The following is a 14,544-nucleotide window of genomic DNA, read 5'->3' on the forward strand; positions in this document are numbered from 1 at the left end:
TAATGTCTATAAAAACTAAAATATCAAATTTTTATTCTAATAATATATTATTTAAAAAAGGAATTAAAGATTCCTTATTGTATGCTTTGTCTATTATTTTGGGTAGAGGTTTAAGTATTTTAGTGTTTCCTTATTTAGCAATAAAATTGTCTCTTGAAGATGTTGCTAAGTATGATATTTTTTTAATTGGGGTTAATTATATTCAACTTTTCTTGATATTAGGCATAGATTCTGGAATTGCAATTAGAATCGCAGATAATAAAAGTGATAAAAAAAAACTCTCTTTTTATTATACTATTTCAATAGTTATTTTAGCCATTACATCAATTGTTTTATGCCTTCTCACTTTAATAATCTATTTCGTAACAAACCTAGGTTTGTTTTTACTTATTATCTTACTCATACAAGGTATTTTAATGAGTTTTCAATATTTATCTTATAATTATTTTAAGTGGCTCGGAGAATCTAAAAAGGCTTCACTATTAATGTCCCTTGGTCATGGATTGGGGGTTTCTACGGGAGTTGTTTTGTTGTTATATAATAATACTTTTGAAAGCTTTTTAATAGGTATTATATTAGGTAACTGTATTGGCTTTATAGTTAGCCTTTATCTAACAAAATCATTTATAAAAATTTCCTTAAATAAAGAAACAGCATTAGAGTCTATTCGTTTACTTAAACTCTCTATACCGTTTTTCTTTAATAGTCTATTAAACCAGTCTTATAAATCTATTGATAGATTTATAATTTTATACTTTTTAACTCCAAAAGTTTTGGGTATTTATAGTTTACTAATAAGAACAGGGCAATTATTTATTTTAGGGGGAAATGTTATTTTAAGTGCTTTTCAAGCCATAACATTTCTAAATTACAAGAGTAAGGAAGGTGTTAAATTATATAATCAAGTACTCAGATTTAACTATACAATAATTGGGTTTGTAATTGTGTTAATTTCATTACTTTTATTTTTTTCTGTATCACTAGTTCCAAAATTGGATGGTATTAATAATTATGCTTTTCTGTTTCCATTAGTATTATGTAATTTAGGGTTTATAGCATTAAGATCTTATGGAGGGTTTTCTTATTACGCACACACCAAAACAGTATATATTACCTACATTACTTTAGTTTCATTAATAGTGTATGTTTTGTTATCTGTATTGCTAATCAATTTTGGTATTGTTGGTATTGTAATTAGTGGGGCATTAGTTTCTTGTATAGGTACATATACATTTTATTATGTAGGATATAAAATAGAATCTTTTAATGAGGACATGAAATTAATAATGTTGTTAAGTATTTTTAATTTAATTGTTGTATTTGGCTTAACCTATACATTATGGATTTCGTAAAGAAGCATTATTTATATATTCTATTTCTACCTTTAGTAGCTTTTCCACTTTTTGAGTTTTCTTTGTCATCAAAGTTCCTTATAATATGGTCTGCCATTAGTGTTGTAGCTAATTATAAGACATTTAACAAGCAATATAAAATTTTTAAACTAAAGCCTGTTTTAATATTATGTGGATGGTTTTTCCTTTTTTTTATTACGCAGTTATTTTCAGATAATCCCTCTCTTAATTTAAAAGCACTAAAAACTTTAATTCCAATTTTTATAATTCCTTTTATTTTATTTTATTTTACTCCTAAAAAATTTACAAATAAGCAAATTAAAGGTATTTATGTTGTATTTATTTTAGCTAATTTTATTTATCTTTTATTAGTACTAAGATTTTTACATTATAAATTTTTACCACTCTATCAAAACAAGTTTGAATATTTTAAAATTCTAGAATACATAAAATATTTATACGATAATCATCATTATTTATATGATAATAGACCAGATATAGGATTTAATTTATTTTTTCATAAACTTTATAATTCTTCTTATATAGCTATCACAATATTATTCCTATTGGAGTTATATTATAACAAGTACAAATTATACATAAGGGTATTAGTTATTTTGTCCATAATACTATTTACAATTGTTTTAATCTTACTTATTTCTTTTCCTATACTATTAGCTTTTTCAGTTGTTTTAACAGTTTATATATATTTAAAGTACATAAAAACGAAAGTTAAAAAAACTGTTTTTATTATATCTATGGCTGTGGTATTGTTAGTTGGTGGGTATTCCACTGTAGAAAAAGTATCTATAGAAAAAATAAAAACAAATATCTCACAAGGTATTTCAGATAGAAGTAAAATTTTGAGATGTGCTAATGGATTATTATCATTAAACCCAATATTAGGAAATGGAATTAAAGAACAGCAATTTTTGTTAAACGAATGTTATAATAATTATACAATAAAAGGAAAAAGAAATTTTCTTAGAACGGAAGCGTTAAACTCTCATAATTACTATTATTATTTAATGTTATCGTCAGGTATTTTTGTTACTTTATTATTTATAATAATGCTTATTTATTGTTACTATATATCTATAAAAAAGAACTTAATACTTTATTTTTGTTTTTTAATTTTAATAACATTAAGCTTAATAATAGAAAATTATTTACAAAGAATGTATGGTGTTTTCTTTTTTGCAATTTTTAATACTATATGGATTCGTAATATATGGAAATAATATCTAACATATATTTTCTTGTTTTAAATGCATTAATATTAACTATAATAGTTGCTGCTAATATTATTGTGGTAAAGAGAATAATTAAAAACAATAAACATTTAAGTCTATTCAATGCTTCTTTTCTGTGGTTTTTATTATTAGAACATTTACTATTAGGTATATTATTTTATATCATTAGTTTAAACTCTCAAGTTGATTCAATAGGTTACTTTAATACAACGAAAAACTCTCAAAGCCTTTTTGAATTATTTAGTGTTGGTACAGGGTTTATAAGATTTATAATATATCCATTTATAAAATTAGGAGTATCCTATTTTAATTTATTTTTTATTTTTTCAACAATAGGTTTAATAGGTATATATAAGCTATACATACTACTTATAAGCGAGTTTAAATATGAGACTAAAAAAATGTTTTGGGTGTATTTTCTTTTTTCTTTACCAACATTACATTTTTTTACTAACGGTATTGGTAAAGATAATTTAATAATATTTCTTTTAGTACTAATGTTTAATGCTCTTAAATCGAATAAATCGATTACTGTTAACCTTATAATATTTTCTGTTTTTCTCTTTTTAATAAGACCTCATATTTTCATACTTTTTATACTTTCCTATGTATTAGTAATTTTCTTTAGTAATAGAGTAAAGTTACTTTATAAAATTGCTTTACCTCTTTTAGCATTACTAGTTATTATTATTCTTAGTCCAATAATTAATGAAAAATTTAAAATGGATATTTATTCTATAGATAGTATAAATAATGCATTGTCGAGATTTTCGTCGCGTGGTGCAAGATCTAATATGCCAGGTAGCACAGTAAATTTTGCTAAGTCCCATTTTTTAATAAAAATGTTTGCTTTTTCATACCTGCCCTTATTTAAGTATGCAGATAATATTTTTAAATATATAGTCTCGTTAGAAAATTTATCACTAATCGTTTTATTCTTAGGATACTTTATTAAAGGAGGTAAGTACAAATTTTTTAAAAAGGGAGAATTGTATTTAAAAATAATGCTTGTTTATTCTATTTTAACTTGTTTTGTACTAAGTTTAACAATATATAACTTAGGTTTGTCAACAAGGCAAAAATATATGTATATTCCATACTTCTATTTTACTATACTTCTGTTTTTTAATAATAAAAAAACAGTGGTAATAGATAAAACTATAAAAAGTTAATTATTGGCTCAAATATAAATGAAGAAATTAGTAAGAATAACAACTGTCCCATTATCGTTAAATAAGCTCCTTGAGGGTCAATTAAAGTTTATGACCTTACATTTTTCAGTTACTGCTATTTCTTCAAATAAAGAGGAATTGGAAAAAGTCGGTAATAAAGAAGGTGTTAATACGTATTGTATAGAGTTAACAAGAAAAATCACTCCTTTTAAAGATTTAGTATCTGTATATAGATTGTATAGATATCTTAGAAGTGAAAAACCTAGTATTGTACATACGCATACTCCTAAAGCAGGTATTGTAGGCATGTTAGCCTCTTATTTAGCTAAAACTCCTAATAGGTTTCATACTGTTGCAGGATTGCCTTTAATGGAAGCACAAGGATTTAAAAAAAAATTGTTGATTTTTATAGAGAAATTAACTTATAAGTTTGCAACTAGAGTTTATCCTAACTCTTTTGGATTAGAATCTTATATTTTAGATTATAAACTAGTTTCACAAAATAAATTAAAAGTAATAGCTAATGGAAGTTCTAATGGAATAAATATTAGCTATTTTTCTCCTCAATCTATAAATGAAGTTCAAACAAAAAATTTGAAAGAAAATTTAAACTTGAATAGCAAAGACTTTATATTTATATTTGTTGGAAGAGTTGTTAAAGATAAAGGAATAGAGGAACTAGTTTCAGCATTTAGTCAACTTTGCAAAAAGTATAAAGATATAAAACTTCTATTAGTAGGCAGTTATGAAAAAAAATTAGATCCTATAAATTTAGCTAGTGAAAATACTATAAATACTAATAATCAAATAATTCATGTAGGTTATAAGGAAGATGTTAGGCCATTTTTTACTATTGCCAAAGTTCTTGTTTTCCCTAGCTACAGAGAAGGGTTTCCAAATGTGGTTATGCAAGCCGGAGCTATGGCTTTACCTTCAATAGTATCGAATATTAATGGATGTAATGAAATTATAAAGAATAATTATAATGGATTAATAGTTCCTCCAAAGGATACTAATTCATTGCTAAAAAAAATGGAATATTTCATTAATAACCCTAAAGTAGTAGATGAAATGGCAACTAATTGTAGAGAAAATATAATTGCAAAATATAGCCATAAAATGATATGGAAAAAATTACTAGAAGAATATAAAACAATAGAATGATATGAAATTTAAAAAAAATATTTGGTACACTTTTTTAATATCCTTTATGATTATTCATACTTCATGTAAAAATGATAAAAAAATTACTGATCCAATTAATGAAAATAAAGAAGTTGTTAATGAAGACAATAGTTCAGAAGAAAAAATTAATGAAGATGAATTAAGAATTAAAATGGAATTTATTGTAAGTGAAGGTGGGTTATTTCAATTTGTCTTTAAAAGTGAAGAAAACCCTGTAATAACGAAAACGGTATATAAATCTATTAAAAAGTTAGATGAATTTCAATCTGTAGAAGTTATTTATGATTTAAAAGAAAATGATTTCCCCCATACGATTAATTTAATATTAGGACATGAAACTCCTAAAACTATTATTTTTAATCAAATAGAATTTAGAGGAGATGGAAATACATTGAATTTAGACTGCACGAATTTAAATGACTATTTTATTTTTAATGGTTTTGTAAAGTTTAGTAGTGATAGTAAAAAACTTACTACTTCTAAAATCGATGATAGGCATCTCCCAATCATAGCACTTAGACAAAGTGTATTAGACTCATTATTATATTAACTAAGTTGAAGTTTTGTATCAAAAATATTTTAAACGGATTATAGACTTTATAGGCTCATCACTTGGCCTTTTTTTATTTAGCCCTTTATTTTTAGTAGTTTATTTTTATTTGTTAGTATATAACAATGGTTCTCCATTTTTCTTTCAAAAAAGACCAGGGAAAAATGAAAAGATTTTTTCTATCATTAAGTTTAAGACCATGAATGATAAAAAAGACTCTGAAGGCAACTTACTTCCAGATGAGAAAAGATTATCTAAAGCTGGTAAAATAATTAGAAAAACCTCTTTAGACGAATTACCACAATTAATAAATGTTTTAAAAGGAGATATGAGCTTAATTGGTCCAAGACCTCTTTTACCGGAATACCTACCGTTGTATAATGAAGAGCAAAAACTGCGTCACAATGTAAAACCTGGAATTACTGGATGGGCTCAAGTTAATGGTAGAAATGCAATAAGTTGGGAAGAAAAATTTAGGCTAGACATATGGTACGTTAAACATCTGTCATTTCTTTTAGATGTGAAAATTTTAATTAAAACAGTATTAAAAGTTGTGAAATCTGAAGATATTAATAGTGCAGGACAAGCAACTACTTTACCATTTAAAGGGAGTAATTAATGAGCAAGCAAGTTTTTTTATATGGAGCAAGCGGGCATAGTAAAGTTATTATCAATACCTTAGAGTTGTTGGGCATTTCTATAGCTCGAATATTTGATGATGATTTAAATAAAAAAGAACTATTATCTTATAAAGTTAATCGCTTTAATAAATTACTGATTCAAAATATTCCTTGCATAATATCAATAGGAAATAATATAATTAGGAAAAAAATAGCTGAAAATTATAAGGAATTAAAGTTCCTATCTATTAATCATCCATCTGCAATAATAGATAAATCAGTAAATATAGGAGAAGGAACGGTTGTTATGGCAGGAGTTGTTGTAAATTCTAGTTCGATAATAGGAAAACATTGCATAATAAATACAACGGCATCAATAGATCATGATTGTTTAATTAATGATTTTGTACACATTTCGCCAAATGCTACTTTATGCGGAAATGTAACTGTTGGACAATGCAGTCAAATAGGAGCGGGAAGTGTTATTATACAAGGTGTCACAATTGGAGATAATGTAATTGTAGGAGCGGGAAGTGTTGTACTAGAAGATGTTCCTAACGATACCATTGTTGTTGGAAACCCAGCTAAACCAATAAATAAAAAATAGAGAAATGAATTCTAAAATATGGTTGTCATCACCACACATGGGAGGAACGGAATTATCGTTTGTTAATGATGCTTTCGAAACTAATTGGATTGCTCCTTTAGGCCCTAATGTTAATGGTTTTGAAGAAGACTTATCTTCATACTTATTTGAAGACGTTAAAGTAGCTTGTTTAAGTTCAGGAACTTCTGCAATCCATTTAGCTTTAATAATGGCTGGAGTTGGCTTGGGAGATGAAGTAATTTGTCAAAGCATGACCTTTTCAGCATCAGCAAATCCAATTGTATATCAAGGAGCAACACCTGTTTTTATAGATAGTGAAGCAGAAACTTGGAATATGTGTCCTATTCATTTAGAAAATGCTATAAAGGATAGAATTGAAAAAGGAAAAATACCAAAAGCTATAATAGTAGTTCATTTATACGGTATGCCAGCTAAGATGGATGAGATATTAGAAATAGCAAACAAATATAAAATTGCACTAATAGAAGATTCGGCAGAAGCTTTAGGATCAACCTATAAAGATCAGAAGTGTGGTACTTTTGGAGACTATGGTATTTTATCATTTAATGGAAATAAAATAATAACAACCTCAGGTGGAGGTGCTTTAGTTTGCAAAACTAACGAAGTAAAAAATAAAGCTGTTTTTTTAGCTACTCAAGCAAGAGATAATGCACCTCATTATCAACATAGCGAAATAGGCTATAATTATAGAATGAGTAATATAACTGCAGGAATTGGCCGAGGACAAATGCAAGTTTTAGATAAACATATTGCTTTAAGAAGGAAAAATAATGTGTTCTATAAAGAATTATTTAGCGATATTGATGGTGTAACCGTTTTTACAGAGCCAACTAATAATTATTTTTCTAATCATTGGTTAAGCTGTATTGTATTTGATTCATCAGCTAAAATCTCATCTAAAGAATTACGTATAGCATTAGAGAAAGAAGATATAGAATCTAGACCTTTATGGAAACCAATGCATTTACAGCCTGTTTTTAATGAAAACCCGTATTATGGAGATAAAGTTTCAGAAAACCTATTTTTAAGCGGTTTATGTTTACCTTCAGGGTCTAATTTAACGGATGATGATAGATATAGAATAAAAAAAGCAATACTTTTGGCTTTTAAGTAATAAAAATAAAATAATGCCTAAAACTCTTCAAGAAAAAACATACGATTATTTAATTGTTGGAGCAGGAATAATTGGTTTAACTACAGCTTACGAGTTGTTAAAAGTTAAACCTAAAGCATCAATATGTATAATAGATAAAGAGCATGATGTAGCACAACATTCTAGTGGTAGAAACAGTGGTATACTACATGCCGGTTTTTATTATACTGCAGATTCTCAAAAAGCTAAACATTGCTTAAACGGTAATATTTTAATGAAACAGTTCTGTAAAGAGAATGACATTGAAGTAAAATCAACAAAAAAATTAGTTGTTACTAATAATGAAGAAGAGTTGGTACAATTACATGAGATAAAAAAAAGAGCAGATGCTAATGGTGTAGAAACGTATTTGATTTCTCAAGAAGAAGCCGAGCAAATAGAGCCTAATATTAATACATATAAAGAAGCGCTTTATTCGCCTTTAACAGCATCTGTAAACCCAATTGAAGTATCTATTAAATTAAAAACAATACTACTCGAAAAAGAGGTTTCTTTTAAATTTAATACACCTTACAGTAAAAATTTAGACATTAATTACAATTATATTATTAATACTGCTGGGTTATATTCAGATAAGATTGCACAGACGTTTGGTTTAGCAAAAAAATATACATTACTTCCTTTTAAAGGTATTTATATGAAAGTCAGTAATGGAGTAATACCAACTAATATTAATATTTACCCAGTCCCAGATTTAAAATTTCCTTTTTTAGGTGTTCATTATACAATAACATCGGATAATGATATAAAAATTGGACCATCAGCTTCTCCTGCATTTTGGAGAGAAAATTATGCAGGATTTAAAAACTTTAATTTAGGTGAGTTTTTAGAGATTTTAAGAATTAATGCTAAACTATTTGTTACTAATGCATTTAATTACAGAAACTTAGCGTTGCGTGAAATAAAATATTATTTACCAAAAAACCTAATTATGGAGGCAGAGCATATGGTTAAAAATGCTATGAATTCTAAATACAAGAAAAAAAAACCAGGCATAAGAGCTCAATTATACGATAAAAAAGCTAATACTTTAGTTAATGATTTTATCATAGAGCATACATCAAATAGTACACATGTATTAAATATCATTAGCCCAGGTTTTACTTGCTCTTTTTCATTAGCCAAAGAGATAATAGAAGAAGTTTTTAAAAACGAAAAAAAACACGATTAAATTGATAATAAATGCATTGTTTGTATTATTGCTTGTTATTTTTACTGTAAGTAAAAGTTATTTATTTTTAAAAAAAACGAATAATACCTTTGTTACTTATTTATTAATTTTAATGAGCATCTTTCATTTTTCATTGTTCGTCTTTCATTGGGATTGGGCATTAAATGCAAAAGCAGATTCCTTAACTTTTTTTAATAGAGCTAGCGCTTCAACCAGTTGGTTATATTTGTTTGGTACAGGAAATAAATCTCTTCCCTTTTTAATTTATCCGTTTACTAAAATAGGGTTAAATTATTTTAGTATTTCTTTTATGTTTTCAGTAGTTAGTTATTTTGGGTATTTAGCCTATCTAAAGTTCTTAACTAGTGAAATAACTGTTATGACCTATTTAGAAAAAATAATCATAGCTCTATTTTTTATGGTGCCTTCAATACATTTTTGGACAGGTTCGATAAGTAAAGAAGCCATTATTTTTTCTTTAATGGCTATTATCTTCATTAGAGTAAATACTAAAAACGTAAATAGTTGGATTCTATTTTTTAGTGTTTTACTAATTCTGTTTGTGAGACCTTATTTAGCGATTCTTTTAATTGCACCATTAGTTTTATTATACTATAAAAGTTTTAATCGTCTTTCTAAAATAATAATTGTTTTTTTTATTGTTTTCGCTATACCTATATTAATACGTTTTTTGAGAATTAAGAATGTTGATAGTTTTTATGAGAACTATCAAAAAATCGTAATATATGCTCAAAATTACGGAGGAAGTTCAATTAACTTATTAGAATCTAATTATTTCGAAAGATTAATTTTAGTTTTATTTAGACCGTTTTTCATTGATGCTAAAACAACTATGCAGTATTTTGTATCATTTGAAAACTTTATTTGGCTTATTATGTTTTTTTGCATTATACTTTTGTTAAAACATTTTAAAGAAGGGTTTAAATATAAAGTTTTTAAATTCCTTATCATTTACCTTATTTCTATTGTTGGTTTTTATGGTATTTATATGTATAATTTAGGTTTGGCTAGTAGAATGAGAGTCCTTTTTATACCATACACAATAATTTTTCTTTTAATACTTATAAACATTAAGAATAAGAAACTTAAAAGTTTGAGGTAATTCCTTAAAAGAAGTATTGTCTTAATTATATTTCGATATTGTAATTATAATTAAGATATTTGCTACATATATGTAATTACCCAAATGCTTAAAAAAATAAAACAAGCTTTAAGACAAGTATTAGAATCTAGTAAGAAAAAAATAGATTTTAAAAACATAAGTTATTTACCGAGATGGGCAATACTATGTTTTGACTCTGTAATTCTTTTTATAGCTCTAATAACAACTAAAATAATTGTAGGTAATTTACAGAACATAAATTACATATACTTATCACCAACAAGTCAGGAGTTTATTGTAATTTTAGTTAATATACTATTCTTTATATTATTTAGAACCTATGCAGGGTTAATTAGGCACTCAACTTTTATAGATGCTGTAAAGTTTTTTTTAGCAACAGCATCTACAATAGTAACAGTACTAGTAATCCATTATGCTTATCTTTTAATTGCAGGAAGCGCATTATTTTTAGTTCCTCAAATATTAGTATATGCTGTTATTTCTTTTTGTGGCTTATTTTTATTTAGAATTATGGTAAAACAAGTTTTTGAAGTTTATCTAAATTTTAATTATGCAGAATCAGAATTAAATGTATTAGTGTACGGCACTGGAGAAAATGCAATAGCAATAGCGAGTGCGTTACGTTCAGAAAAACCAACACGATATAAAGTAGTTGGTTTTATAGATAAAGCAGATAAAAATAAAAGTAAGGAAATACTAGGTCTACCAATTATTCATCTTAATAGAAAAACGGCTGTATTATTAAGAATCTATAAAGCACAAGCATTAATCTTAGCAGATAATGAATTAACTAAAGAACAAAGTATATCTATAGTAGATAATTGTTTGGAATATAATTTTAAAGTCTTTAGAGCACCTTTAATTTCCGATATAGAAAGCAATACAAATCTATCGAATCAAATTCAAAATATTCAGATAGAAGATATATTAGAAAGAGAACCTATACGGTTAGATAATAAGTTGGTAGCTAAAGAAATATATAACAAATGTATTTTAGTTACTGGAGGAGCGGGGTCGATAGGAAGTGAAATTGTTAGGCAAGTAGCTAATTACAAGCCAAGTATGTTAATTATTCTAGATCAGGCAGAATCCCCACTATACCAAATACAATTAGAAATAAAAAATAACTTCCCTAGTCTACCTTTTGAAGCTGTTATTGCAGATGTTAGAAAAGAAAAAGTAATAGACGAAATATTTAAAAAGTATAAACCAGATGTGGTATATCATGCAGCAGCATATAAGCATGTGCCACTAATGGAAAATTATCCTTCTGAGGCCATATTTGCCAATGTGTTAGGGACAAAAAATATTGCAGATTTATCCTGTAAATACAATGCAGAAAAATTTGTAATGGTTTCTACAGATAAAGCAGTAAACCCAAGTAACGTCATGGGTGCCTCAAAACGTATTGCAGAAATATATGTACAAGCACTACAAGATAAAGTAAAAGAAAAACGAAAAATTAAAACAAATTTTGTAACCACTAGATTTGGAAACGTATTAGGCTCTAATGGCTCTGTAGTACCATTATTTAAAAGACAAATAGAAGAAGGCGGGCCATTAACCATAACACACCCCGATATTATAAGGTACTTTATGACTATTCCCGAGGCATGCCAGTTAGTAATAGAAGCAGGAGCCATGGGTAACGGAGGGGAAATTTTTATATTCGATATGGGAGAAGCTGTAAAAATTATAGATTTAGCCAAAAAGATTATAAGACTAGCTGGCTTTGTACCATATAAAACTATGGATATAAAAGTAATTGGGTTAAGACCAGGAGAAAAGTTATATGAAGAACTTTTAAACGAAAAATCAAAAACGTTACCAACATATAACGATAAAATAATGATAGCTAAAATTGAAACGTATGATTATGATTCTATAAGCGATTCCATAAACGACTTAATAAATATAGCAAGAAGAGAAGATAAAACTGAAATTGTAAAGAAAATGAAGGATATAGTTCCTGAATTTTTAAGTATGAATTCAGATTTTGAAACATTAGATAAGAAAGTAGTATAATATGAAAATAACAGTAGTAGGAACAGGGTATGTTGGTTTAGTAACAGGAACCTGTTTAGCCGAAACCGGAAACGATGTACTTTGTATAGATATAGATGAAAATAAAGTAAAACAAATGCAGCAAGGAGAGGTGCCTATTTATGAGCCTCACTTAGATGTTTTATTTGAACGAAATATAAAAGCAAATCGTTTAAAATTCTCTACTAATTTAGAAGAAGGATTACAACACGGAGATATTATTTTTTTAGCATTGCCAACACCAGAAGATGAAGATGGCTCAGCCGATTTAAAATATATACTAGGTGTAGCCAATGATATAGGAAAATTAATAACAGATTACAAAGTAATAGTCGATAAAAGTACAGTACCAGTTGGCACATCAGATAAAGTTAAAGAAGCAATATCTAAACATACAACAGTACCGTTCGATGTCGTTTCTAACCCTGAATTTTTAAGAGAAGGATTTGCAGTAGATGATTTCTTAAAACCAGAACGAATAGTCGTAGGAGCAAGTAGCGAAAAGGCGATTGCACTTATGGAAAAGTTATATAAACCTTATGTAAGATCTGGAAACCCAATTATTATAATGGATGAAAAGTCTGCAGAACTTACAAAATACGCCTCAAACTCATTTCTCGCAGCAAAAATTACTTTCATGAACGAAATTGCAAATTTTTGCGAGAAAGTTGGAGCAGATGTAGATAAGGTAAGAATAGGTATGGGAACAGATTCTAGAATAGGGAAACGTTTCTTATTCCCAGGAATAGGCTATGGAGGATCCTGTTTTCCAAAAGATGTAAAAGCGTTACATAAGTCTGGAAAAGACAATAATTATAATTTTAAAATATTAGATGCTGTTATTTCTGTAAATGCAAAGCAAAAACTAGTGCTAATACCTAAGATAAATCAATATTTTAATAATGATTTAAAAGGTAAGAATATAGCCGTTTGGGGTTTAGCATTTAAACCAGAAACAGATGATATTAGAGAAGCCCCAGCACTAGATATAATAGATAGCTTATTAGAATCTGGTTGTAATATAACAGCGTTTGATCCAGAAGCTATGCCAAATGTAAAGCGAAAGTTAGGAGATAAAATTAAGTTTGCTAAAAGTATGTACGATACTTTAGAACAAGCAGATGCCTTGGTTATTTGTACAGAATGGAGCATATTTAGAACACCAAACTTTGAAAAAATAAAGACGCTAATGAACGGAAATGTTATTTTCGATGGTAGGAACCTTTACGATGTTAAAGATGTCGAAAACGAAGGATTTAAATATGTTTCAATAGGTAGGTAATGGAGAACAAAAAAGTATTAATTACAGGAGCAGCTGGGTTTCTAGGATCTCACTTATGTGATCGTTTTATAAAAGAAGGTTACACGGTTATAGGAATGGATAATTTTATAACTGGAGACAGAAAAAATATAAAACATTTAATAGACCATCCTCGTTTTAATTTTATAGAACATGATGTAACAGAATTTATTAAAATAGAAGGAGAGCTAGATTATATTCTTCATTTTGCATCACCAGCAAGCCCAATAGATTATCTTAAAATACCTATTCAAACACTTAAAGTAGGCTCTTTAGGAACCCATAATTTATTAGGATTAGCAAAAGCTAAAAAAGCCAGATTATTAATAGCATCTACTTCTGAAGTGTATGGAGATCCATTAGTACACCCACAAACAGAAGAATACTATGGAAATGTAAATACCATAGGACCTAGAGGTGTTTACGATGAAGCCAAACGATTTCAAGAATCCATAACAATGGCCTACCATAGATTTCATGGATTGGAAACTCGAATTGTAAGAATTTTTAATACCTACGGGCCAAGAATGAGGCTAAACGATGGTAGAGTTATTCCAGCCTTTATGGGGCAGGCACTTCGAGGAGAAGACTTAACTGTGTTTGGAGACGGATTACAAACACGTTCGTTCTGCTACGTAGATGACCAAATAGAAGGTATCTATAGATTACTACTAAGCGATTATTCAAGCCCAGTAAATATTGGAAACCCTCATGAAATAACAATAAAAGACTTTGCCGAAGAAATTATTAAGTTAACAGGAACCTCGCAAAAAGTAATCTATAAAGATTTACCTGTAGATGATCCAATGCAAAGACAACCAGATATCACTTTAGCGAAAAAGCTATTAAATTGGGAACCTAAAGTAGATAGAGCGGAAGGTATGCAAATAACTTATGATTATTTTAAAAATTTAAGCGAAGAAGAACTCTATAAGAGCGAGCATAAAGATTTTTCTAGCTACAATAAATAATA

At 27.6% G+C, this 14,544-nt stretch carries 13 protein-coding genes; all 13 read left to right on the forward strand.

The genetic code is table 11. The annotated features are described in order from the left end of the window. Positions 1–2 precede the first annotated feature (2 nt). The 13 genes from ACVC08_RS17470 to ACVC08_RS17530 all read left to right on the forward strand — a co-directional run bounded on the left by ACVC08_RS17470 (position 3) and on the right by ACVC08_RS17530 (position 14,542). A complete protein-coding gene (locus ACVC08_RS17470) occupies positions 3–1,352 on the forward strand; it encodes an oligosaccharide flippase family protein (RefSeq protein ID WP_452603016.1) in 1,350 nt (449 codons plus the stop codon). Between the two features lie 758 nt (positions 1,353–2,110). Next, a complete protein-coding gene (locus ACVC08_RS17475; protein ID WP_452603017.1) occupies positions 2,111–2,593 on the forward strand; it encodes a hypothetical protein in 483 nt (160 codons plus the stop codon). Next, complete coding sequence (locus ACVC08_RS17480; protein WP_452603018.1) at positions 2,584–3,777, forward strand: hypothetical protein; 1,194 nt, start codon at positions 2,584–2,586, stop codon at positions 3,775–3,777. Before ACVC08_RS17475 ends, ACVC08_RS17480 begins: the two co-directional genes overlap by 10 nt. An 18-nt stretch (positions 3,778–3,795) precedes the next feature. Continuing rightward, positions 3,796–4,941 (forward strand): glycosyltransferase family 4 protein, encoded by a 1,146-nt coding sequence (locus tag ACVC08_RS17485; protein WP_452603019.1) that lies wholly within the window; start codon positions 3,796–3,798, stop codon positions 4,939–4,941. A gap of 1 nt (position 4,942) precedes the next feature. Then, positions 4,943–5,512 (forward strand): hypothetical protein, encoded by a 570-nt coding sequence (locus tag ACVC08_RS17490; protein WP_452603020.1) that lies wholly within the window; start codon positions 4,943–4,945, stop codon positions 5,510–5,512. A gap of 13 nt (positions 5,513–5,525) precedes the next feature. Then, positions 5,526–6,131 carry a sugar transferase gene (locus ACVC08_RS17495; RefSeq protein WP_452603021.1) on the forward strand — a complete coding sequence of 202 codons (606 nt, stop codon included), beginning with the start codon at positions 5,526–5,528 and terminating at the stop codon, positions 6,129–6,131. After that, on the forward strand, positions 6,131–6,739 hold the full coding sequence (locus ACVC08_RS17500) for an acetyltransferase (RefSeq protein WP_452603022.1): 609 nt from the start codon (positions 6,131–6,133) through the stop codon (positions 6,737–6,739). Before ACVC08_RS17495 ends, ACVC08_RS17500 begins: the two co-directional genes overlap by 1 nt. 4 nt (positions 6,740–6,743) lie before the next feature. Further along, a complete protein-coding gene (locus ACVC08_RS17505) occupies positions 6,744–7,874 on the forward strand; it encodes a DegT/DnrJ/EryC1/StrS family aminotransferase (protein WP_452603023.1) in 1,131 nt (376 codons plus the stop codon). Between the two features lie 13 nt (positions 7,875–7,887). Further along, positions 7,888–9,084, forward strand: a complete 1,197-nt coding sequence (locus ACVC08_RS17510) for an NAD(P)/FAD-dependent oxidoreductase (RefSeq protein ID WP_452603024.1) — start codon at positions 7,888–7,890, stop codon at positions 9,082–9,084. A 379-nt stretch (positions 9,085–9,463) separates the two neighbouring features. Continuing rightward, the gene (locus ACVC08_RS17515; protein WP_452603025.1) at positions 9,464–10,207 is read left to right on the forward strand and encodes a hypothetical protein; all 744 of its coding nucleotides are present in this window, start codon (positions 9,464–9,466) and stop codon (positions 10,205–10,207) included. 84 nt (positions 10,208–10,291) lie between these two features. After that, positions 10,292–12,253 carry a polysaccharide biosynthesis protein gene (locus tag ACVC08_RS17520; RefSeq protein ID WP_452603026.1) on the forward strand — a complete coding sequence of 654 codons (1,962 nt, stop codon included), beginning with the start codon at positions 10,292–10,294 and terminating at the stop codon, positions 12,251–12,253. Between the two features lies 1 nt (position 12,254). Continuing rightward, on the forward strand, positions 12,255–13,553 hold the full coding sequence (locus tag ACVC08_RS17525) for a UDP-glucose dehydrogenase family protein (protein ID WP_452603027.1): 1,299 nt from the start codon (positions 12,255–12,257) through the stop codon (positions 13,551–13,553). After that, a complete protein-coding gene (locus ACVC08_RS17530; RefSeq protein ID WP_452603028.1) occupies positions 13,553–14,542 on the forward strand; it encodes a UDP-glucuronic acid decarboxylase family protein in 990 nt (329 codons plus the stop codon). The genes ACVC08_RS17525 and ACVC08_RS17530 overlap by 1 nt, the downstream gene beginning before the upstream one ends. Positions 14,543–14,544 lie beyond the last annotated feature (2 nt).

The organism is Pontimicrobium sp. MEBiC06410 (genome assembly GCF_053601615.1).